The sequence below is a fragment of the Paraburkholderia caledonica genome, from assembly GCF_000383275.1.
Classification (GTDB): domain Bacteria; phylum Pseudomonadota; class Gammaproteobacteria; order Burkholderiales; family Burkholderiaceae; genus Paraburkholderia; species Paraburkholderia caledonica.
Window position 1 is genome coordinate 759,580 of the sequence record NZ_KB911034.1, and the last position, 20,482, is coordinate 780,061.

At 60.7% G+C, this 20,482-nt stretch carries 17 protein-coding genes; 7 read left to right on the plus strand and 10 right to left on the minus strand.

The window, feature by feature from the left end; translation table 11 throughout:
* Window positions 1–18: 18 nt before the first annotated feature.
* The 4 genes from H281_RS0103515 to H281_RS0103530 all read right to left on the minus strand — a co-directional run bounded on the left by H281_RS0103515 (window position 19) and on the right by H281_RS0103530 (window position 4,364).
* A complete protein-coding gene (locus H281_RS0103515) occupies window positions 19–672 on the minus strand; it encodes a glycosyltransferase (protein WP_020065701.1) in 654 nt (217 codons plus the stop codon).
* Window positions 669–1,277: an SAM-dependent methyltransferase gene (locus H281_RS0103520; RefSeq protein WP_020065702.1), complete on the minus strand. Its 609-nt coding sequence runs from the start codon at window positions 1,275–1,277 to the stop codon at window positions 669–671. The genes H281_RS0103515 and H281_RS0103520 overlap by 4 nt, the downstream gene beginning before the upstream one ends.
* Entirely contained in the window at window positions 1,274–2,347 is a 1,074-nt protein-coding gene (locus H281_RS0103525) for a hypothetical protein (protein WP_020065703.1), read from the minus strand. The genes H281_RS0103520 and H281_RS0103525 overlap by 4 nt, the downstream gene beginning before the upstream one ends.
* Window positions 2,348–2,612: 265 nt before the next feature.
* Window positions 2,613–4,364, minus strand: coding sequence for a hybrid sensor histidine kinase/response regulator (locus H281_RS0103530; RefSeq protein WP_338117940.1), 1,752 nt, complete (start codon window positions 4,362–4,364; stop codon window positions 2,613–2,615).
* Between the two features lie 403 nt (window positions 4,365–4,767).
* Here H281_RS0103530 and H281_RS0103535 point away from each other — a divergent pair, with 403 nt between their 5' ends.
* A complete protein-coding gene (locus H281_RS0103535; protein WP_020065705.1) occupies window positions 4,768–5,208 on the plus strand; it encodes a hypothetical protein in 441 nt (146 codons plus the stop codon).
* 297 nt (window positions 5,209–5,505) lie between these two features.
* Window positions 5,506–7,734 (plus strand): Nal1-like putative serine protease, encoded by a 2,229-nt coding sequence (locus H281_RS0103540; RefSeq protein ID WP_020065706.1) that lies wholly within the window; start codon window positions 5,506–5,508, stop codon window positions 7,732–7,734.
* Between the two features lie 112 nt (window positions 7,735–7,846).
* Here the strand turns inward: H281_RS0103540 and H281_RS0103545 are convergent, their stop codons facing one another.
* From H281_RS0103545 to H281_RS34275, 4 genes are all read right to left on the minus strand, one after another.
* Window positions 7,847–8,680: a CHAD domain-containing protein gene (locus tag H281_RS0103545; RefSeq protein WP_020065707.1), complete on the minus strand. Its 834-nt coding sequence runs from the start codon at window positions 8,678–8,680 to the stop codon at window positions 7,847–7,849.
* Between the two features lie 875 nt (window positions 8,681–9,555).
* Complete coding sequence (locus tag H281_RS0103555; protein ID WP_020065709.1) at window positions 9,556–9,996, minus strand: response regulator; 441 nt, start codon at window positions 9,994–9,996, stop codon at window positions 9,556–9,558.
* Window positions 9,997–10,167: 171 nt separating this feature from the next.
* Window positions 10,168–12,006, minus strand: coding sequence for a glycoside hydrolase family 15 protein (locus H281_RS0103560; protein WP_027804262.1), 1,839 nt, complete (start codon window positions 12,004–12,006; stop codon window positions 10,168–10,170).
* Between the two features lie 216 nt (window positions 12,007–12,222).
* Window positions 12,223–13,050: an AraC family transcriptional regulator gene (locus tag H281_RS34275; RefSeq protein WP_051120884.1), complete on the minus strand. Its 828-nt coding sequence runs from the start codon at window positions 13,048–13,050 to the stop codon at window positions 12,223–12,225.
* A gap of 189 nt (window positions 13,051–13,239) precedes the next feature.
* On the opposite strand from H281_RS34275, the gene H281_RS0103570 reads away from it, so the two are divergent.
* Window positions 13,240–14,202 (plus strand): quinone oxidoreductase family protein, encoded by a 963-nt coding sequence (locus H281_RS0103570; RefSeq protein ID WP_020065712.1) that lies wholly within the window; start codon window positions 13,240–13,242, stop codon window positions 14,200–14,202.
* Window positions 14,203–14,235: 33 nt separating this feature from the next.
* Entirely contained in the window at window positions 14,236–14,412 is a 177-nt protein-coding gene (locus H281_RS34280; protein ID WP_020065713.1) for a DUF1427 family protein, read from the plus strand.
* 499 nt (window positions 14,413–14,911) lie between these two features.
* On the opposite strand, the gene H281_RS37190 is transcribed toward H281_RS34280, so the two are convergent.
* Window positions 14,912–15,199 carry a type 2 periplasmic-binding domain-containing protein gene (locus tag H281_RS37190; RefSeq protein WP_020065715.1) on the minus strand — a complete coding sequence of 96 codons (288 nt, stop codon included), beginning with the start codon at window positions 15,197–15,199 and terminating at the stop codon, window positions 14,912–14,914.
* Window positions 15,200–15,862 (minus strand): LysR family transcriptional regulator, encoded by a 663-nt coding sequence (locus H281_RS35375; protein ID WP_020065716.1) that lies wholly within the window; start codon window positions 15,860–15,862, stop codon window positions 15,200–15,202. It lies immediately after the preceding gene.
* Between the two features lie 140 nt (window positions 15,863–16,002).
* Here H281_RS35375 and H281_RS0103590 point away from each other — a divergent pair, with 140 nt between their 5' ends.
* From H281_RS0103590 to H281_RS0103600, 3 genes are read left to right on the plus strand one after another with little or no spacing between them, the layout of a single operon-like run.
* Window positions 16,003–17,433, plus strand: a complete 1,431-nt coding sequence (locus H281_RS0103590; RefSeq protein ID WP_020065717.1) for a sulfatase-like hydrolase/transferase — start codon at window positions 16,003–16,005, stop codon at window positions 17,431–17,433.
* 47 nt (window positions 17,434–17,480) lie between these two features.
* Window positions 17,481–18,782, plus strand: a complete 1,302-nt coding sequence (locus H281_RS0103595) for an MFS transporter (RefSeq protein ID WP_020065718.1) — start codon at window positions 17,481–17,483, stop codon at window positions 18,780–18,782.
* A gap of 15 nt (window positions 18,783–18,797) precedes the next feature.
* On the plus strand, window positions 18,798–20,207 hold the full coding sequence (locus tag H281_RS0103600; RefSeq protein ID WP_020065719.1) for an FAD-binding oxidoreductase: 1,410 nt from the start codon (window positions 18,798–18,800) through the stop codon (window positions 20,205–20,207).
* Window positions 20,208–20,482: the final 275 nt, after the last annotated feature.

The following is a 20,482-nucleotide window of genomic DNA, read 5'->3' on the forward strand; positions in this document are numbered from 1 at the left end:
ACGCGAAAGATCAGCGCGCTAGTTCGCCGCCCATGAGACGAGCGTATCGCCAAAGCCGCCGCGTGCGCGTACTGCCGTTCGCGCGCTCGTCACGACGCGCGGTGCTGCGCTCCATGCGATCTGTGCGCCCGTAGCGATCAGCCGATCGACAAGCCCCACGTCTTCGCTGCACGCACAGGGCGGGAAACCGCCCGCGCGAAGATACGCCTGCGCACTGACGCCGAGATTGGCGCCATGCACATGCCGGTGGCCGTCCGCATCCATGTAGGTTGCGCGAAAGAAGTCGCGCACGCTCTGCGGATGCTCGCTCCAGTCGTCCACGGCGATCGAGCCGCAAACAGCGTCGGCGCCCAGCGCGAGCTGCGCGGCGAGCCAGCCCGGCGAGACGCGGCTGTCCGCGTCGGTGAAGGCCAGCCAGCGCGCCCCCTCGGCCAGCAGCAGATCGGCGCCGGCCGCGCGCGCAATGCCGACGTTGCGCGCGCTTACGCTCAGCGTCTGTGCGCCATGCGCATGTGCAATGACGCCGGTGCGGTCGTCGCACGCGTCGAGCACGACGACGATTCGCACAGCTTCGCCGCCAAGCAGGGGATGGCACGACGCCTCGGCGAGCGCTATCAGGCAGGGCTTGAGCAGCGCCTCTTCGTTGTGTGCGGGAACGACGACGCCGATCATAGAAGGCCCTCATGTTGCGCTACGGAGCGCGCATCGCGCGACCAGACATCGATGATGAAATCGGCTTCCTCGTGATGCACAAGCCGCGTCAAGCCACAACGCGTATCGAGTAGCGCATGCACCTTGGTAGTCTCCTGCAACGCCTCGGCGAAGGGCCAGCGCCAGTGACACGCGAGCAGCGTGCCGTCGGACGAGAGCGTGTCGGCGATCCGTGCGGCGAGCATGTCCAGTTCGCTGTCGTCGAGGTAATAGGCCAGTTCGCTCACGACGATGAGGTCAAACGGTCCGCTCTGCGTCGGCCACTCTCGGGGCACCGCGCATTGCTCGACGCGCACGTGCGGCGCGTGCGCCACGCGCTCGCGTGCGGCACGCACCGCGCGCTCGTGCAGGTCGACGGCAAGTAGCGTGTCGCAGCGCGTCGCAAGTTCGGCGGTCAATTCGCCGTTTGCGCATCCGGGCTCAAACGCATTGCGGTAACGTTCGCGTGGCAAAGCGGCGAGCGTGAGCGAGCGCTTGCGGCGTTCGTACCAGCCGTTGCGCAGGTTCCACGGATCGTCGCTGTGCTTGTACAGGTCATCGAAATAGCGGTCGGCGTCGCGCGTCATAGCGTCCACGGGGAGTTCTCCGGTTCGCAGGTGTGCGTGCTGCCGCCACCTTCTTGAAGGAGCGTTTCGCCGAGCGCCGCCAGATCGCGCTCCGCGTGACTTTGTCGAATGAACACGGGCAGGTCGGCCATCGCGCGGGCGAAGCGGCCGTTGCGGCATAGCGGTCCGGCGCCGAGTGCGCGCGTGGTGTGACGCATCACGGCAGTCGCTGCGTCTTCGACGACCAGCCGCGCACGCAGTGCCTCGCGTTGCACGATGGCGTGAGGATGCGCGTCGATATGCGCGGCCGTCTCCCGCAGCACTGACGCCGCGCCTGCCAGCGCGCAATCGACCGCTCCCAGATGCGCGAGGCGGTGCGGGTCCGCGTGCTGCCGGCAGGCGTCACGCAGCACTTCGCCGATGCGCGCCGAGGCTCCGTACCAGCACGCCGCGATGCCGGCGCCGCCATGCCAGAAGCCGGGCCGATTCACATAGGCATGGGCGTTGTCAACGAGCGTCGCGGGCGTGCCGCGAAAAGTCACGTCTGCGCTTGCCGTGGCCTGCATACCGACGGCCTGCCAGTTCGAGGTATCGATCGAAACGGAAGGGTGACTCATGGCGACGGCAGCGAGCACTGGCTGATCGTCGAGCCACGCGGTCACGAGTGCATGGCTGAGAACGCCTGCTCCCGAACACCACGCTTTGGTACCGTCAAGGACCACGTCGGCACCATTGCTTCCGGTTGTTTCTCGCGTTGCACGGACGCGCGCGTTGGGTGATTCGGCCGCCCAGACGCCCCATTTGCTCCCACTCGGCGGCGTGGGGCCATGGAGTTCCGCGAGGATCGCCAGGGCGTCGGTGTGGCCCTCGTAGAGTTTGACGAGCCCCAGATCGTGCGCCGCGACATCGGCGAGAACACGCCAACGCGAAAGAGTCTCGCCCTGACCGGGCAGCGGCATGTGGGGCGCGCGATCGAACTCGTGTTCGATGAGGTCCGCCAATACAGCGCCGAGGGCGAGCGGATCGTCGGCAGCGAAACGCGTCTTGCCGAGGAATATTGCTACCGGGTGCGCTGGATGAGATGTCTGCATCGGCTCCGTGAACTCCGCAAATTATCGTTTTTCAATGGACTGCCGGGTCGTGCAATTTCAGAACGACACAAGCCGCACGCCTTCACTTCAGCATCAGTCCCGCGGCGAGGCGGGCGGTGCGGGAGGGCGACTAGTGGGACGTCGAGGGTTTTGAAGGCGTAGCAAGCCGCATGCCGCGGCTGTTGCTTAAGCGCTGGCCGATCAGAGGGAGCTGTGGATCAGAACAAAACGATGGCGATACAAACCGGTGCGCGGCACCCGGGCTTCAAACCATACCGCTAAGCGTGCCTTCGGACCGGTTGGACAGGATGTATTCGAGCTTGTCCAGCGAAAGCGGCTTGGTCAGGTGGAAGTCGAAACCAGCGGCAAGCGCTCGCGACTTGTCTGATTCCGCTGCGTAGCCGGTGAGTGCCACCAGCACGATGCCGTTAAGTTCTGGATTTAACCGGACGAGGCGTGCGACCTCGAATCCGTCCATCACCGGCATGCCGATATCGATCAGTGCGATGTCCGGGCGGCGCTCTGACATCAGCTTGATTGCGTCGCTGCCGTTGTCCGACGTGGTGACTTCATGACCTTCCACTTCGAGCAGAAGCCCGAGTGCCTCCAACGCGTCGCGATTGTCGTCGACCACCATCAGGCGCGCCCGTTTCGTCTCCGCACGCGCTTGCACCTGCTGAGCGACGTGCGTATCAGCGACCGGCCTCAGTATCGGTAGTCGTAGGCGTACCGTCGTACCACTTCCTGGACCGTCGCTGCGCAACAAAATTTCGCCGTCGTGGAGTTCCACCATGCGTTTGGCAACGGCGAGTCCGATGCCGAGGCCGCCGTCTGCCCGCGCTGCGCCTCTCGCTCCTTGAGCAAACAGTTCGAATATCTGTTGCTGAGCGACGCTTTCGATACCGATGCCATTGTCCTGAATCTCGACGAGTACCGAGTCAGAGACGCCGTCAGTGGAATTCGAAGGCTCGATGCTCACGCTCATCCGGATATCGCCGCCGACTGCGGTGTACTTTGCAGCGTTCGACAGCAGATTGCCGAGGGCCTGACTCAACCGCACATGATCGGCACGGACAGGGAGTTGTTCGTCGAGGCCGGTGACCGTCAGCTTATGCTTGCGCGCTTCAATGTGATGCCTGATTGCCGACAGCGCATCGAACGCAATGTCGTTAAACGATGTGTCGCTGAGCTTGATGGTGAGCTTTCCGTGCTGCAGGCGCGCGGCGTCTAGCAGGTCGTCTACGAGAGTGCGCAGGTGGCGCATCTGCCTGTGTGCGATATCCAGCACGCGGGCCGCTCGCTGGTTGTCGGCGCACAGATGCTTGGCCGCGCCAATCGCACTGTCGATCGGCGCCATCGGATTTCGCAGTTCGTGCCCGAGCATCGCGATGAATTCGTTTTGCCTGCGCTCGCTTTCCTCGCTGATATCGCGTGCGTCAACGATTGTCAGCGAAGAGCCCGCGAAGACGGCAAGATTCGATAACAGCCGGGCGTCTTCGAGGTCGAATCGGCAGTCGTCCCGGTGGGACATGACCCATATCGCACCGAGGTCCTTGCCTCCCACATTGATAGGAACAACGACACCTTCCGGGACGCTTATGCCAGGGAATGACAAACACGGGAATTGCGTCTGTGGCTCGACAAACAACTGGGCGGTGCCGGCCCGCAAAGTTACTCCGCAGGGGCAGTCTTCCCATGCGGTCGTTTTTCCCTGAAGGCCCGCACAGAGTCCTGATACGGCAAGCCAGCGGAACACCTGCTCGCCTTGTTGCTGCTCGATGAGGCTGATGCCTGCGCTGCCCGCCGAGCACAGCAACAGCGCGGTGTCTGCAATTGCCTGGAGAAGTTCTTCGCGCGAGCCAGCCTGGGCCCGGGCTAGAGCGACGAGGGCCTGATTTTCGGCTGCGTAATCGGGTGCCCGGGCAGGCCGTCGGGCAAGCTCGCCAGTGTAACCAGGCATGCTGCTATCCAAAGATGATGGGGACCGGAGAGTGCCACAAAGCAAGGCTCGTTGCATATGTGCGAGCGGTTGACGCAGGCACACCTCTCACTCCAAGGGTCCATTTAACAATACGGGACGAAGCACGCCAAGTCAACGACGCCGGCTCCTCCCGGGTGGCGCGGCAGGCCCGCGTCCAGAGTCTCCAACCGCAACGGCGATGGGCTTTCGCGGCACGGCAAACCAATCGGCGACGATGCGACATGATACTGGGTCGAGACGGTCAAGGACCGATTCTTCGCTGCCTCCAGGACGATGTGCAGGTGCGAGCGGCGGGACCGGAGCGGGGCCATTCGCAACCGGCGCCGTAGTCACGAGGCGCGCGGCGCACGCGGCACATCCATAGACCACTTATCGACCACTTCCCGGATAAATAACCGTATATACTGTTTATACCGTTACTCTTAAAAAAGGATCAGTCATGGCCGCACCGACTTTACGACAGCCAACAAAAAAGGCGTTTCATTTCCCCAAGAACTCGAAAGGTCAGGAGAGCGTTAACGCATCGCCGGCCGTACCTGCCGAGCAGCCTGCAACCAACAATCCTGTCCCGACGAAAACTGCACCGAAAGCAAAGCGCGCCGCTGCTTCGAAGCAGGAAGAAGTAAAGGCGCAGGCTGAACAGAAGCCCCGTCGTGCCAGAAAGGAAAAGGTGGTGCGAGACAGCTTTACGATGCCGAAATCCGACTACGAAAAGATCGCGGCCCTGAAGCAGAAATGTCTGGACGCGGGCGTATCCGTCAAAAAGAGCGAGCTGTTGCGGGCGGGGCTACTCATGCTCGAGGCCGCGGCGTTGAAACGTCTTCTGGCGGCCGTGACCGCGGTAGAAGCGGTGAAGACAGGGCGCCCCGCGAAAGGATGAAAGCAGGCGGTCGCGGCGCTCCGCTCGCGCGCCTTCTGACTTGTTGGCAGCGCGCAAGGGACTGAGACGTGTTCCTTGCGCCACCCACACGATGTTCCTGTAAATCAAGGGTCGATTAAATCATCTGCGGTCCGCCGCGACCTGGAAAGCCCGCGTTGCGACCGCGCCAGCGACGCTTTCGCGAAGTTGTCACATGGGTCATCCAACCTGAATGCGAACGTGCGAAGTGGACAGTTTCTCGTCCCACGACGCGCATCCTAACCGGCCGCTCCTGGTCGAACTCGCGAAGGTGATGAGATGAGCCCACTGTCCACGCAGCAGAATTTCCAGAGCCTCTCACTGAAGGACTTGCTCGAAGCCAGAGAGCTTTACCACTGGCATCTGTCGAACAAGGCGAACGTCGTAGGCACTGCTGTGGGTCTGTACCTGATCCGGAAAGACGACCCCTGGCCCGGGGACAATGCCGATTCCGACAGAAGCCGTTCGCCACTCGAGAAAGGCATTCGCACGTTCGACAATTCGGAAGTGCGTCCGTATTCGTGGCCTGCAGTCATCGTGCTCGTGCGCAACTGGGTAGATGCGACGGAATTCGGATTTGGCAAGGTCGACCCGGACCATATGGTGCCGCGTACGCTTTATATGCCGGACGGCCGCGCAGTTCCGGTTTGTGTCGTCGCAGTGCAGGAGACCGAGCCGTCAACAAAAGCCCCGGCCGATACCCGCTGGCCCTCGACCTATATTGGCGGCGGATGTCCGCTGCTTGCGCAGGCGCAGGGTGTCGAACGCACCGCGAGCGTGGGATGTCTCGTGACCGACGGCCATACAACCTATGCGCTCACGAATCGGCACGTGTGCGGGGAGCCTGGAAGTCCCGTTAAAGCGCGTCTGCGTGGTGCAGTTGCCGAAATCGGCATCGCCTCTGAGCGGCAACTGACGCGCGAACCGTTCACCTCCGTCTTTCCGGAGTTTCCTGGGAGTCGCAGTTATTTGACGCTAGACATTGGTCTCGTCGAAGTCCACGACGTCAACGACTGGTCGAGCCAGCCCTTCGGCATCGAAGGGACGCCTGAGGAAATCGCTGACCTGAATGAACTGAGCCTGAGCCTTCGACTTGTCGACCAGCCCGTGACTGCGTTCGGTAGCGCTTCGGGACTGCTCGACGGAACCATCAAGGCACTTTTCTACCGCCACAAATCGTTGGCGGGCTATGACTATGTTTCGCAGTTTCTCATCGCGCCAACATCGGGCTCGACGCAAACACAGGCCGGCGATTCCGGCACGGTGTGGTACCTGAAGTCTGGAGACAAGGAAAAGCCCAAGCTGCATCCGTTGGCGGTGGAGTGGGGCGGCCAGACGTTACTTGAGGGCGACATGCGTCTGAACTATGCGCTGGCTACCGGGCTCAGCACTGCATGTCAGTTGCTCGACGTCGACCTGGTTCGCGACCACAATCAAGGCGCTAACCCGTACTGGGGACAAACGGGTCATTACAGCATCGCGACCGCTGCAATCGAATCGGTAGCGAACGGTCCATTGCGGGAGTTCATGAAGGCGAATATCGAGCGCATCAGTTTTCGTCCTGATGAGCTGACGCCGCAGCAGATCCACGCGAAACTCGCCAACGGCGAATTCGTTGAACTTGCCGATGTGCCCGACCTCGTGTGGAAGAAAACGCCAGCGCGTGTGCCTGGCGGACGGGACTACGCGCAGAACGCCGGGCCCGAACATCCGACCCATTACGCCGATATCGACGAGCCCAATGCCAACGGCAAGACCTTGCGCGACGTCACGTTGAGCAGCATCGACAACATGAGTGTTTCTGTATGGCTGAAGTGGTATGCAGACGAAGGCCAGGCGGACAGTCGCTCAGAGGGACTGCTGCCGTTCCGCGTGTGGCAGATCTTTGACGAGATGGTTCGGCAGTTGAAGGCCCGAGACGATACGCGATTCCTGTGCGCCGCAGGCGTATTGGCTCACTACGTTGGCGATGCGTGCCAGCCGCTTCACGGGTCCTATCATGCCGACGGATACCGCGATGCCCCGGGCGCAACCAGCAAAACGTGGCCGGGCAAGGGAGTCCATTCGACGTACGAAGACAAGATGGTCGACCGGCACTCGACTGAGTTGCTGCCCAAGATTGCTCCGCAAGCGAAACGCTTCGAAGGTACGATCCCCGCCATTTCTAACGGACGCGATGCCGCTTTCGCCACCGTAACGCTGATGGCGCAGGCGGCAGACATTCTCCCTCCCAGCAAGCTGATCGACGAATATATTCGCCTCGGTGGCGGCAGTTCCGCGAAGGTAGTCGATGGTCTCTGGAATGCTTTTGGAGACGATACGGCGAGGCTGATGGGCGCAGGAGCGCGATATCTTGCGGCCATCTGGGAAGCAGCATTCGCGAAGGCTGACACGTCGCTGCCATCAGGCGCACGGGTAATACCAGAAGCGGAATTGGCGAAGGTTTATCAGAACAAGGAGTTTGTGCCTTCTGTGACGCTGGACAAGATTGCCCCGTTGCTCGAATGACGCCAGGTTGTTAGCTCGCCGCACGGCGGCGCTAACCACACACAACGAACACACAACGGGCCAGTACACCATAGCGCCTTGCGAGGCGAGTGTGGTGTGCTGGCCCGAGCATTTAACCAAGCAGTTTTGACGCCGCTTTAATCTGGCGCTGCTGTTCTTTCTTCAATGCACGAAAGACTGACGTTGCATCGACATCTGCAGGCAACGAAGAACGATTCGCGTCGAGCAGGTCACGGCTCGCAACGGCGTCGTTTAGTGCGCCGAAATGCTTCTGTAGCCGCTTCAGTCCCTTCAGTCCGTTGCGCTGCTTTTTGCCCAGCAACGGCTCGAAGAACTCGATGAGATAGCGCACCTTCTTTCCAGCTTTGCGCACGTCGTGATACGAGTTGTAGTCAGAGCTGCCCGCTTTCGACGCGTGGCGCATCCGTTTTTTCAATTGTTGCTGCGCCGTCTTCACCCGCTTTTGCGCGAATTTCCGCAGCGGTGTTCGTGTCGGCGATGTGTTCAATTCCCGGTTCGCTTCGCTCACTGCATTGCGCAGTGTCTTGTCGAGATGTGCGTTACTTAGAGTTTCGGCGCTTTTTTCGGCCGTCTCGTTTCGACTTCTTCGGAATGCATCCAGAAGAGCCTGGTCACTGTCTTTCTCAACGAGCTTGATCAATATGTCCCAATCGCGCGTGTTGCCCGCTGCGTTGGCCATGAACTTGAAAAGTGCGCGCTGCTCGTTGTCGAATTTCTCGTCGAGAATCGGCCGATATGCCCAGAGCAAAGTACGCAAGCGGCGCAGGGCGATGCGAAGTTTGTGGAGCTTCTCGGCATCTGCATCGTCCCGCAGAGCCGACACCTGCCCGATGGCCTCGGTGACCAACGGGCTGGCATAGATCGCGAAGCTGGATTCCGCCAGCGCGTCACGGTCGGGTAAGGGTTTGCTGCCGTCCGAAGTCATGATGGTTCCTCATATTGCGCGATGCACCAGTATGGGCAAAAACCATTCCTCCTGGCTTCATGACCCGCGCGTGACGCTGCGCGCTATCGAAGGGCGGGCGAACGCCGTCTTTATTAGAGAAAATCGTCGCCGGCCGGTTTATGAAGGTTTTGTGAAGGCAATGTCGCGCTCCGCTTTGTACAAAGTTTGCCTGCGTTGACGCCGGATTTGCATCCCTTATGGTGCTTGGGTTATGCGGGCAATAAGCCCATGTTTCAGACCGGCGCCGCTACATAGGCGCCGGTGCGGTCGCTGGAGTCGAGCGCGCATCGCGGTGCTGCGTTGCACAAAAATTGCTAGCGTTATGGAGTTGAATACCGCCCCCAGCGGCATTCGCCACGACTCTCCAACGGGGTACAAGATGCACGACGCCGAAGCTGCAACAACCTTACTAAATAGATGCCGATTAACGATGGAAGAACTCGACGGAGAGCCATCGGCTCTCGATATGCTGCGAGAAGGAGGGCTCCCGTTCAAGCACTTTCGCGGCGTCTGTCGCAATGCATCGGAACCGGTTGGCGATTGCATGGAGATAGAATGCCTCGAGTTTTGCGACGGCTCTCATGCGCTGCGTCTGGTGCGGCCCGGCTCAAGACTCGACTCGGCACTATGGACTGCCGTTGCTCCCCAACAGTGCAACGTTGCGACGACTCGATTGAATCCCGCGAGAGAAGAACGGGATGCTCAAACGCAGTGAATGTTCTTTTACCGAACAGCATGAGCCGGACGACGGTTTGCCGGTTTCGGTGCAGAGCATGGATCGAGCTAACTTTCCAATCAGCACCGTCACGATCCAAAGTGACGACGTGCCAAAGTGGCTACGCGCTGCGATGCAGTCAAGGCCAGCATCGCGAATCGATAGCTGTCCATCGCACCACAATAGGGTACTCGGCGCGCTGCGATGCGCGCGCGTAAGTCAGCCGCGCAGCGATGAACGTGTCGATGGTATCGAGCAACACTTCAATCGGGGCCGGCTTCCGGAGGAACGCATTCCAGGAGCGCATCCCTTCTTCTTCAGGTTCCGGCATAGCCGACAGCAACACCACTGGTATGTCGGAAAATACAGGCCGGCACTTGAGACGCTGGCAAAGCTCTCTGCCGCTCATCTCAGGCATCTCCAGATCGGTGAGAACGAGTTCCGGAAAGTCGGCTTGTGCCTTGCGCAGCGCATCCCATCCGTTCCCGGCTAGCACGACCCGGTGGCCGCGACTTTCCAGCGCCAGTTGCAGCGCCCATCTGTTTTCAAGGTCATCGTCGACGAGCAGTACGGTGGACATCACGCGATAGTGGTAGAGAGAACTCCACCAACTTTCGCAAGCGGCGTACCTGCCGAGCGCTCAGCGCCTGTCCGCCCTCCGGTTCCGTCGAACCCCTGAAACGGTTCTTCCAGATGGGTGTTGCAGCGTACATTAAGGCCGATTGCTGCCCTGTGTCGCAATGTCCCAGTGTCAGGTCCACGGAACATGGGTTCCATCGAGGTCGCGGTCTAACCGGTAAGCAGCACTGATCAGGGCGAGGTGAGTCAGTGCTTGCGGAAAGTTGCCGAGGGATTCTCCCGTCGTGGCGACTTCCTCTGAGAACAGACCGACGTGGTTCGCGTAAGCCAGCATCTTTTCGAATACGAGGCGGGCCTCGTCGACTCTCCCGGAGCGCGCGAGGGCCTCGGCATACCAGAAAGAGCACGCGCTGAATCCGCCTTCCATACCGGGCAGGCCGTCGAGCGTCGAACCGCGCGTGTAGCGGAATATCAGCGGGTCAACCTTCAGTTCTGCGCCGATTGCGTCAAGCGTTCCGATCCAGCGAGGGTCCTGCGGGCCGATGAACCGTACCAGTGGCATCATCAGCACGGAGGCGTCGAACGTGTTCGAGCCCGGAGTCTGGACGAAGCTGTTGCGCTCCGGGTTCCAGAAATTCTCGTGGATGTCGCGATAAATCTCGTCCCTTGCGGCGAACCAGTCGCTAAACGGTGCCGGCAACGAGCGCTTCTCAGCAAGCCGTAGAGCACGGTCAATAGTCACCCAGCACATGAGGCGAGAATGCAGCAACGGGCGGGTACCATTGCGCAATTCCCAGATTCCGCTATCCGCCTCCCGCCAGTGCGCGACCACGTACTGAACAGTTCGCGCTACATGGCGCCAGCCTTCGTACGAAATGCTGACGCCATATTTGTTGTACAGGTACACGGCATCGAGGAGCGCCCCATAGACATCCAGTTGCTTCTGGTCCCGTGCCGCGTTGCCTATCAGAAAGCCACCGGTTGAGCCGCCAAACGGTTCGAGGGCTTCTTCTTCTGGCACGGGCCGGCCGTCGACGGCATACATCACCTGGAGGGAGCCGTCCGAAGCGCAGTCCCGATTCCGGTTCGCAATCCATTGCATGAAATGCTCCGCTTCCTGCGTGTAGCCGAGCCGCAATAGCGCATAGACGGAAAACGCGGCATCGCGTATCCATGTGAAGCGGTAATCCCATCTACGTGAGCCGTCCTGTGATTCAGCAAGTCCGAAGGTGGGTGCCGCGATAATCGCGCCGTGCTCACTCGAACTGAGTAGCTTGAGGGTAAGCGCCGAGCGAAGAACCATCTCCCGGTAACGGCCGCGGTAAGACGACTGGGAAGACCAGCGCTTCCAGAAGTCGGTGGTATCGCTGAGCAGCGCCTCACCATCAATCTTCTGTTCCGCGAGCTCGGCCTCGGCGCCGAGCACGATGCAAAGCGTGTCGCCTTCGCTAAGCTTCACTGTGGCTTCAACCGTGCCGCGGTCGCATGCAAGTGATGTTGACGCATGGAGGAGAAGAGGTGCGGCACCGTCATCGGGCACGAACCGGAAGCCTCCCGTTGTCTGCTCGACAGTGTGGCCGGCGCGCCCGTAATTGAAGCGCGGTGTGCAGGAGATTGAAAGGTGCATCGAGCCAAACAGAACCTTGACCGCCCGTATCACGCAGTTTGCAGTCGACTGTGAGAGTTTGCCCTTGGAGTCATTGACGACTGGCATGAAATCGACAAGCTCGCAAACGCCATCGCCTGTCATGAAGCGGGTCAGGAGGACGTTGGTCTCCGGCAAATACATCTGCTTCGAAGTGAAATCGGCAGAGCATGGAGTGATCGAAAACTGGCCACCTTCTTTGTCCAGCAACGCGGCGAAGATGGTGGGCGAATCCATGCGCGGATAACACATGAAATCAATGGACCCATGGGTGGAAACGAGCGCCGTCGTCTTCATGTTGCCGATAAGGCCACGACAATCAGTCGCGAGGACTGGCCGTTGACACTCTGTGCGTTGCGAGCCCATTAGCTCTCCCTCAAGCGGAAGCCCCGTGACTGGACGAGCTCCGGCATTCGTTTGATGAGCGCTGGATGCAGCACTTTCTGTTCCATGTCAGGGCGGATGACTCGATTCTGGCGCTTTTGCAAGCCAGCGGCGGTAGAGGAAAGGCTGCGATAGCAGAGGCTGTAGCCCGCGTGAGCCGATGAACGGACGACCGGGCGCGGCTCGCGAAGCGCACTTTCATTGCCGGCGACCCAGGCCAGGAGTCGGCTCCGGCCCTCCGGACGCATCGGCGAGCGTCTGGTCTGCACCGAACTCGCTTGGCGACGTTCCCAGTTCTCGCCGGAACATGTCACTGAAACTGCTTGGCTGATATCCAAGCGCCCGAGCGATGGTACTGACCGACTGACCTTCGGCGAGCCTGGAAACCGCAATCGCAAGTTGTACCTGCCGCCTCCATTCAGCGAAGCCGATGCCTAGCGAGCGGGAAAACAGTCGCGCCAAGGTGCGCACGCTCGCGCCCACGGACGCCGCATGCTGCTCGAAGCTGATGTCGACCGACGGATTTTCTATGACCGCTCGACAAAGGACTTCGAGCCGACGGTCGGTGCCATCCGGCAATGGGATTCGTAGCGAGTAGCGATTCGCGTGTGCGAGTTCCAGCGCGGCGAACCGGTATGCGAGGTCCAGGTATTCGTCGTCTCGCTCCGCTTCGCGCTCTGCAATGGTCGTGATGAGCTCGCGCAAAAGGCCATTGATTTCGAACACGTCCGGGAGTTTGGTCAAATGCTCGACGTCGCGTTTTCTCAGGTAGAGATTTCGCATCTCGACCGCACTCATCATTCGAATCGAATGTACGGTACCAGGAGGCAGCCAGACCGCCCGCTGAGGCGGGACCACCAACGCCTGGCGTCCGACCTCGACCCACATGACGCCCGCCACCGCATAGAGAACTTGCGCCCAGTCATGTGAATGCGGCTCGATGTGCAGTCCACGAGGGTACGTCCGGGCCAAGGACTTTCCGGGCTCCGTGCTATCCGACAGGTCAGGAGGAACTGCTTTGGACATGGCATCGATTCGTGTGTTGTTGCGCGAAAGGGTAGTGCGGGACAGTCGGTAAATCAATCGGACGCTCCTTTGCATTTGTCCGAAACACAGAAGTCATTGTCGCAACGCCCGCCGCATCGCGCACTACACTTTGACTCGTGAATGCATGCACTGACTCCAGTGCAGCCAGAACCGTCAAAGGACCAGGCCATGAAAGCAATTCAATTCCGCTCGTTCGGTGACCCGAGCGTACTCGAGTATCTCGATCTGGAGACCCCGCATGCCGATGCAGAGCAGGCGGTGGTTCAGGTCAAGGCGGCGTCGGTCAATCCTAGTGACGTCAAGAATCTTTCGGGTCACTTCTCGCACACCGTACCGCCGCGAATTCCTGGCCGCGATTTCAGCGGCGTTGTCGTCGAAGGTCCTGCCGAATGGATCGGAGCAGAGGTTTGGGGCACGGGAGGCGACATTGGTTTCACGCGCGACGGAACCCACGCTGAATTTCTGCGAATTCCGCTGAAAGCGCTGTCGCGCAAGCCGGCCAACCTTTCACACGCCGAAGCCGCTTCCATTGGCGTCAATTTCGTCGTTGCATGGCTCGGCGCAGTCGAGTACGGACGACTTTCCGCGGGCGAAACCATCGCCGTGATTGGTGCGTCGGGAGGCGTTGGCGGTGCCGTGACGCAAATTGCAAAAGCACGCGGCGCGCGAGTGATTGCAGTGGACCGTCATGAACCGCTTCCGGATTCACCTGCCGGTCGCCTCATCGACCATTACGTGCCTATATCGGAGGACGCAGCACTGCGTGTGCGCGAGCTGGCAAACGGTGGTGTCGACCTCGTCTACGATGCGGTAGGAGGCGTGACGTTCGAGCTTGCGCTTTCGCTTGCGAAGCGGCGCGGGCGCGTGGTTGAAATCAGTGCCACGGGCAAGCGGCGCGTCGAATTCGATCTGATCGACTTTTATCACAACGAGACACAGCTATACGGGGCGGACAGCGCGAAGCTTGGCGTTGCCGACTCTGCACCCTTCATGGATGCGTTAAGAGCCGAATTCGAGAAAGGAAGCTTCGAGCCGCCGGTGATTGCGCAACGGTACGCGCTGGAAAATGCAAAGGCTGCATACGACGCGGTCCAGGCTGGGACCCGTGGCCGCGTCGTGCTTGAAATGTGAGCGTTGTTTCCCTGCACGGAACTGGAAAACTTCATGAAACCTTACCTCGTGTCGCTCGCTGCCGGAGTGTTGGTCGGGCTAGTCTATAGCGTTATCAACGTGAAGTCGCCGGCGCCGCCGACGATCGCGCTTGTGGGTCTGCTTGGCATGCTGGCAGGGGAGAGCGTGCTTCCTTTCGTACGCCACGTGCTGGCGCATGGAATCGGCTAGGTCGCGAACGCAGCTTCAAGCGTGACAGGCAGGATATTGAAGGCGGGCGGCGAGCTTATCGCCGTCCGCATAAGTGCCGCAAGCTCAGACGGACCTCCACTGTCCCTCCCAGAACCGCGCGCGTATTTCCCGTTTGAGTATCTTGCCCACCGCACTACGCGGCAGGTCCGTCCAGAACTCCACCGATTTGGGCGCCTTGACGCTGCCAAGCGCCTGCTTGCAGGCGGTGGACCGGTCTGCCATGGTGTGCCCTTGCTGAAGCGACATCGACGGATGCCAATACGTGAGGTGTTTCCGTGTGCGCCGAGCCACGCTGGCTCATCCCTCGCTGTCGGTGTAGAGGCATCTTAGGCGGGTGACCGGTCCCTTAGCGAGTGCGGATCTGTGCAAGTTCATTGCAGATCTGAGCAAGGCGGAAAACGCGCGGTCGTTTCTGAACTACGCTATCGTCGATCGAGAACGACACCGCGATTGGTCGATTTACTTGGGTCTACGAACCTTACGCTAGCAGCAAACTCGAAATCCGCTTTTCAGCTAACTCAATACAGGTTAGCGCGACGGGCAGGACAGGATTCGCCGACGAGTGGTTATAGAACAGCTGCACCGTCTCCAGAAAGCGGGTTCCTTCTAACGGAAGAATCGCGAGTTTCTCGCGATGCACGCCTTGCCGCGCGACTGCGAGTGGCATCAGCGCAAGAAACGGATACGAAGCGATCATTGCTTCGTTCGCTTGCAACGAAATGGATTGCACGCAGCCATCGGGAAACTCGAGTTCGTGTTCATGCATTCAAGCTTGCAGCGAGAGAAAGGTCGGCGCTTCGCGCGGCGGCAGGATCCACGGCAGTCCGGCGAGATCTGACGCGCCGATCGTGCGGCGCCCGGCGAGCGGATGCTCGCGCCCGCAGACCACGACGATCGGATCATTGAGCACAGCATGCGAAGCGAATGCCGCCGTGTCGGCGCGCGGCGGACCCGTGCGACTCAGGACGAAATCGAGCGCGCCGGCGGCGAGCATCGGAAACAGGCGGTCGCTGGTGGCCTCGTAAAAACTTACGTTCACATGCGGCGCGTGTTTTTTCAGTTCGGCCACGAGTTCGGGGGCGAAGACAGGCATTACGGTCGCGACCGCGCCGACGGAAATCTTGCCCGAGATGCCGCTCGTCAACGCATCGACCTCGAAGCGCGCCTGTTCAAGCTGATGAAATACCTCGCGAGCGCGCTTCATCAGCGCCTCGCCGACCGGCGTGAAAAACAGCCGGTTGCCCACACGCGTCAGCACGGGCCCGCCGAGACCCGCTTCAAGTTCTGCCAGCTGCTTCGATATGGCAGGTTGCGTCACGTTGAGCTTTTCGGCAACGAGCCGGATTTGCCCAAGGCTGTCGAACATTGTGAGCAGACGCAGATGACTGAGCTTCAATCCAGCTTGGAAGAAGCGTTCGATCGGATCCATACGCAGTGGCCTGGCGCGAAAGCGAATAACCAATAGTTATTCGCTTCTCAAAAAATGTCAATTGCACGTCATGCGGCGTTAGACCACTATGAACTGCAGGAGACGCGGCAATACCGAATACAAGCCGCAGAGACAGCGCCATGAAGCCCACCAACGTCCTTTTCATTCTGTCCGACGAACATCAGCACAACCTGATGGGGTGCGCCGGACACCCGCTCATCAAGACGCCGGCGCTCGATGCGCTCGCGCAGCGCGGCACGCGCTTCAGCAACGCATACACGCCGTCGCCGATCTGCGTGCCGGCGCGCGCGAGTCTCGCGACGGGGCGCTATGTTCACGACATCCGCTGCTGGGACAACGCAATCGCATACGACGGCAGTACGCCTGGCTGGGCGCAGCATCTGTCGGCGAGCGGCGTGCTGACAGAGTCGATCGGCAAGCTGCACTACAAGACGGAGGCGTCGCCCGTTGGCTTTCGCAAGCAGCATCACGCGGTGCACATTCTCGATGGCATCGGCCAGGTGTGGGGCTCGGTGCGCAATCCGATGCCCGAGACGATGGGCCGCTCTCCGCTCTACGACAAGATCGGTCCGGGCATGTCCGACTACAACCGCTTCGACATGCGCGTGGCCGATACGGCGTGCGACTGGCTCGGCGCGCACAGCCGCGACGACAAACCCTGGGTGCTGTTCGTCGGCCTCGTTGCGCCGCATTTTCCGCTCGTCGTGCCGCAGGAATTCTTCGATCTTTATGATCCAGACGGGATCGATCTGCCGGCGCTGCATCCGTCGACGGGTTACGTGCGGCATCCGTGGGTGGAACGTCAGGCGCGGCATATGGATCACGACGCCGCGATCGGCAGCGACGAGCGTCGGCGCCTCGCCGTCGCGTGCTATTACGCGCTCGTGTCGTTTCTCGACGCACAGGTCGGCAAGGTGCTCGCCGCGCTGCGAGAGAACGGGCTCGACGAATCGACGACGATCATCTACAGCAGCGATCACGGCGACAACCTCGGCAAGCGCGGCATGTGGAACAAGTGCCTCATGTACCGCGAGTCGACGGGCGTGCCGATGATCGTCGCCGGTCCGGACATTCCGGCGGGCAAGGTGAGCGGCACACCGGTGTCGCTGGTCGATATCCAGAATACGCTGCTCGAATGCGCGGGCTGCGATGCGGAAATGATCGACGGTCCGGGCGAGTCGCTCGTTAAACTTGCCCGCGCGGAAGACGTGCCTGAGCGCCTCGCGTTCAGCGAATATCACGCCGTGGGATCGGAGAGCGCAGCCTACATGGTCGCGGACAGCCGCTACAAGTACCACCATTACGTCGGCATGCGGCCGGAACTGTTCGATCTGGAAAATGACCCGGAAGAGCTGCGTGATCTTGCGCCGTTGCCGGAATACGCCGACGTGCTGGCGCGCTTCGAACGGCAGCTTCGGACGCTGGTCGATCCCGAGGCTGCCGATGCTGCTGCCAAGGCCGATCAGGACAGACTGGTGCAAGCATTCGGCGGCCGGGACGCCGCGTTGAGAACAGGCACGCCCGCGGCGACACCCGTACCGGTCGAATAGCGCGTGCCATAGACATTCCGATAAAAAGCCATGACGGAGACAACTCGATGGCCTCAGCAGACATTGCGGCGGTTGCCCGCCAGCCAGCGGTCAGGCAGAAGTGGAAGACGGTGATACTCGCGAGCCTCGGGGGCTCGCTGGAGATTTACGACTTCATCATCTACGGCGTGTTCGCGCGTGAAATCGCGCGGCAGTTCTTTCCCGCAACGGATCCGCTGGCGTCGCTGATCAGCACGTTCGGCGTGTTTGCGATCGGCTACGTGTCGCGTCCGTTGGGCGGCATCGTGTTGAGCAGTCTCGGCGACCGCTTCGGGCGGCGCGTGATTTTTCTGGTGTCCGTGCTGGCGATGTCGGCGGCGACCATCGGCATCGGGCTGATTCCAGGCTATGCGTCGATCGGCGTGCTGGCGCCCGTGCTGCTAGTGCTGCTGCGTCTCGCACAAGGCTTTTTCCTCGCGGGCGAATTGCCTTGCTCGATCACGTACGTCGTTGAAGAGATTCCGGTTCGAGCGAGTCTCGTCAGCGGACTCGTGATCTTCTGCCTGAATTCCGGCGTACTGACGGCGACGCTGATCAGCCTTGCGCTTCACTCGCTGCTCAACGCCGCCGATGTGCTCGCGTTCGGCTGGCGCATTGCTTTCATCTTCGGCGGCGTGATCGGACTGGTCTCGTACTGGCTGCGCACTTCGCTCGAAGAATCGAACGAGTATCAGCGGCTCAAGAGTCACAAGGTTAAGCGTCCGTTCAGGAAAGTGTTGACCGATTACCCGAAGCAGGTTGCGATCGGGGTCGGCGTGGCGGGGATTGTGAATGCATCGAACAGTCTCCTTTTCGTCGTGCTGCCGTCGTACCTGACGACCGTTCTGCACTACGCGCCTACGGCAGTCAGCGCCGGACAGAACCTCGGCATCGCGACGATGTCTGCGTCGCTGCTGTTATTCGCGTGGCTCGGCGATTCGGTGCCTTCGCGGCATTGGCATCGCATCGGTTCGCTTTTGATGCTGTTCGGCAGCTATCCGTTTTACCGTCTCGTGGCCGCGCATGGCATTGATCCGCTGTTTGCGTTCGTGATCATCGGCATAGTCGGCGGCTTTGTGAACGGCGCCTACGCGTATCTGCTGGCCGATCTTTTTCCGACCAACGTGCGTTTCAGCGGCATCGCGCTGTCGCTCAACCTCGCGACCGTGCTCTTCACAGGCATTACGCCGCTGGTCGTCACGCAACTGCTGCATCACACCGGCGCATTGACCGCGCCTGGCATCTTCCTGACGGTCGTCGCGCTGATCGCGTTGATCGCAGGCAGTTTCGTCGGCCGCTTCGGCGGACAGATTGAACGTGTGGCGACCTGAGCGGGGGATCGGAACATGCATGCACAGCACCCGGACGCACTCCAACTCTCGCTTGTCGAAACACTGGGCGCGGATTGCGTGTCGCTCGATGCGTCCGTTGCCGATGCACACGCCGGCGACTGGAGCGACGCGCCGCGTGTCCGGCCACGAATGACCCTGTTCCCACGCACGCCCGCCCATGTTGCACGCGCATTGCGCGTGCTGGCGAAGCATCGACAACCGGTCGTCGTACAGGGCGGACTGACTGGACTCGCGGGCGGTGCGACGCCGCAGGCGGGTGAAGTCGCGTTGTCGCTCGCGCGCGTCAATGCGATCGAATCGTTCGACAGGATTGGCGGTACGCTGACGGTGCAAGCCGGTGTGCCGCTCGAACAGTTGCAAACGTTCGTCGAAGCGGAGGAGTGGTTCTTTCCACTCGATCTCGGTGCCCGCGGCACGTGTCAGATCGGCGGGAACGCGGCGACGAATGCGGGCGGCAATCGCGTAATCCGCTTCGGCACGATGCGCGATCGGATTCTCGGACTGGAAGTTGCATTGCCCGACGGCACGGTGCTGTCGATGATGAACCGGGTGACGAAGAACACCACAGGTATCGATCTGAAGCAGCTTTTTATCGGTTCCGAAGGCTCGCTCGGCGTGATCACGCGCCTCGTGCTCAAGCTGGAGCCGAAGCCTTCAGCGGCGAATACGGCGTTGTGCGCGGTCGCGTCGTTCGAAGACGCGACGCGTCTGCTCAAGTACCTGCGCGCGCGGCTCGCGAGTCTCTCCTCGTTCGAACTGATGTGGCAGGACTTCATGAGCGCGGCGATGGATATCGCTCAATTGAAGGCACCGTTCGACGAGCGGTTTCCCGTGTATGTGCTGGTTGAAACGCTGGGCGAATCCTACGATGACGACAGGCTCGCGCTTGAACAGTCGCTCGAACGGATGCTCGAAGAAGGCGTCGTTCAGGACGTGATCATTGCGCAGACCATCGATCACGCGAAGCAGTTGTGGGCATACCGCGAGACGGTCGGCGAATTGCTGTCGAAGCTCAAACCTCATGCGGCGTTCGACATCGGAATACCGATGGACAGGATGGAGCGCTTTGTCGACGATGCACGCTCGTCTTTGAGCGAACGCTTCCCGCAGCAGACGCATTTGTTCTTTGGCCATCTCGGCGATGGAAACCTGCATCTGCTTTCCGGCCCGTATGCGGACGCCTCAAACCTGCTGGAAGTCGAAGAACTGATCTACGCGGCCGTTAGCGAGGCCGAAGGCTGTATTTCTGCCGAACATGGCATCGGGGTGATTAAAGAGCCGTTCCTGCATTACAGCCGCTCGGAACCGGAAATCGAATTGATGAACAAACTCAAGGCGCTGCTCGACCCCACGGGAATGCTCAACGCGGGCCGTGTCTTCAAGCAACGTGCAGCGTGCACATAAAGCCATGAGACAGGGCTATTCCACGGTTCTTTTTTAGTCGATTGCCGTCACGCGATCAGTTCGCTACTTCTCGTTCCTTGGACGACCACGGTTCTTGGGTTCAACAGCGAGATGTCGGCCGCGCGTAGCCTTTTCAGTATGGCGAACAGCAGTTCTCGCCACCGCAGGGGTTTCCGAACCGGTGTCCGCGGCGGGCATCGCACCCAGCACGTCGAGCTGCGCATGTGTTCTCCCGAGATCGGGCTGCAGAGAGCCGGTTATCAACTTGTCCACAT

Coding starts and splice junctions, on each gene's coding strand:
- H281_RS0103515 (WP_020065701.1), bottom strand. CDS start 672: ATGATCGGCGTCGTCGTTCCCGCACACAACGAAGAGGCGCTGCTCAAG.
- H281_RS0103520 (WP_020065702.1), bottom strand. CDS start 1,277: ATGACGCGCGACGCCGACCGCTATTTCGATGACCTGTACAAGCACAGC.
- H281_RS0103525 (WP_020065703.1), bottom strand. CDS start 2,347: ATGCAGACATCTCATCCAGCGCACCCGGTAGCAATATTCCTCGGCAAG.
- H281_RS0103530 (WP_338117940.1), bottom strand. CDS start 4,364: ATGCAACGAGCCTTGCTTTGTGGCACTCTCCGGTCCCCATCATCTTTG.
- H281_RS0103535 (WP_020065705.1), top strand. CDS start 4,768: ATGGCCGCACCGACTTTACGACAGCCAACAAAAAAGGCGTTTCATTTC.
- H281_RS0103540 (WP_020065706.1), top strand. CDS start 5,506: ATGAGCCCACTGTCCACGCAGCAGAATTTCCAGAGCCTCTCACTGAAG.
- H281_RS0103545 (WP_020065707.1), bottom strand. CDS start 8,680: ATGACTTCGGACGGCAGCAAACCCTTACCCGACCGTGACGCGCTGGCG.
- H281_RS0103555 (WP_020065709.1), bottom strand. CDS start 9,996: ATGTCCACCGTACTGCTCGTCGACGATGACCTTGAAAACAGATGGGCG.
- H281_RS0103560 (WP_027804262.1), bottom strand. CDS start 12,006: ATGGGCTCGCAACGCACAGAGTGTCAACGGCCAGTCCTCGCGACTGAT.
- H281_RS34275 (WP_051120884.1), bottom strand. CDS start 13,050: ATGTCCAAAGCAGTTCCTCCTGACCTGTCGGATAGCACGGAGCCCGGA.
- H281_RS0103570 (WP_020065712.1), top strand. CDS start 13,240: ATGAAAGCAATTCAATTCCGCTCGTTCGGTGACCCGAGCGTACTCGAG.
- H281_RS34280 (WP_020065713.1), top strand. CDS start 14,236: ATGAAACCTTACCTCGTGTCGCTCGCTGCCGGAGTGTTGGTCGGGCTA.
- H281_RS37190 (WP_020065715.1), bottom strand. CDS start 15,199: ATGCATGAACACGAACTCGAGTTTCCCGATGGCTGCGTGCAATCCATT.
- H281_RS35375 (WP_020065716.1), bottom strand. CDS start 15,862: ATGGATCCGATCGAACGCTTCTTCCAAGCTGGATTGAAGCTCAGTCAT.
- H281_RS0103590 (WP_020065717.1), top strand. CDS start 16,003: ATGAAGCCCACCAACGTCCTTTTCATTCTGTCCGACGAACATCAGCAC.
- H281_RS0103595 (WP_020065718.1), top strand. CDS start 17,481: ATGGCCTCAGCAGACATTGCGGCGGTTGCCCGCCAGCCAGCGGTCAGG.
- H281_RS0103600 (WP_020065719.1), top strand. CDS start 18,798: ATGCATGCACAGCACCCGGACGCACTCCAACTCTCGCTTGTCGAAACA.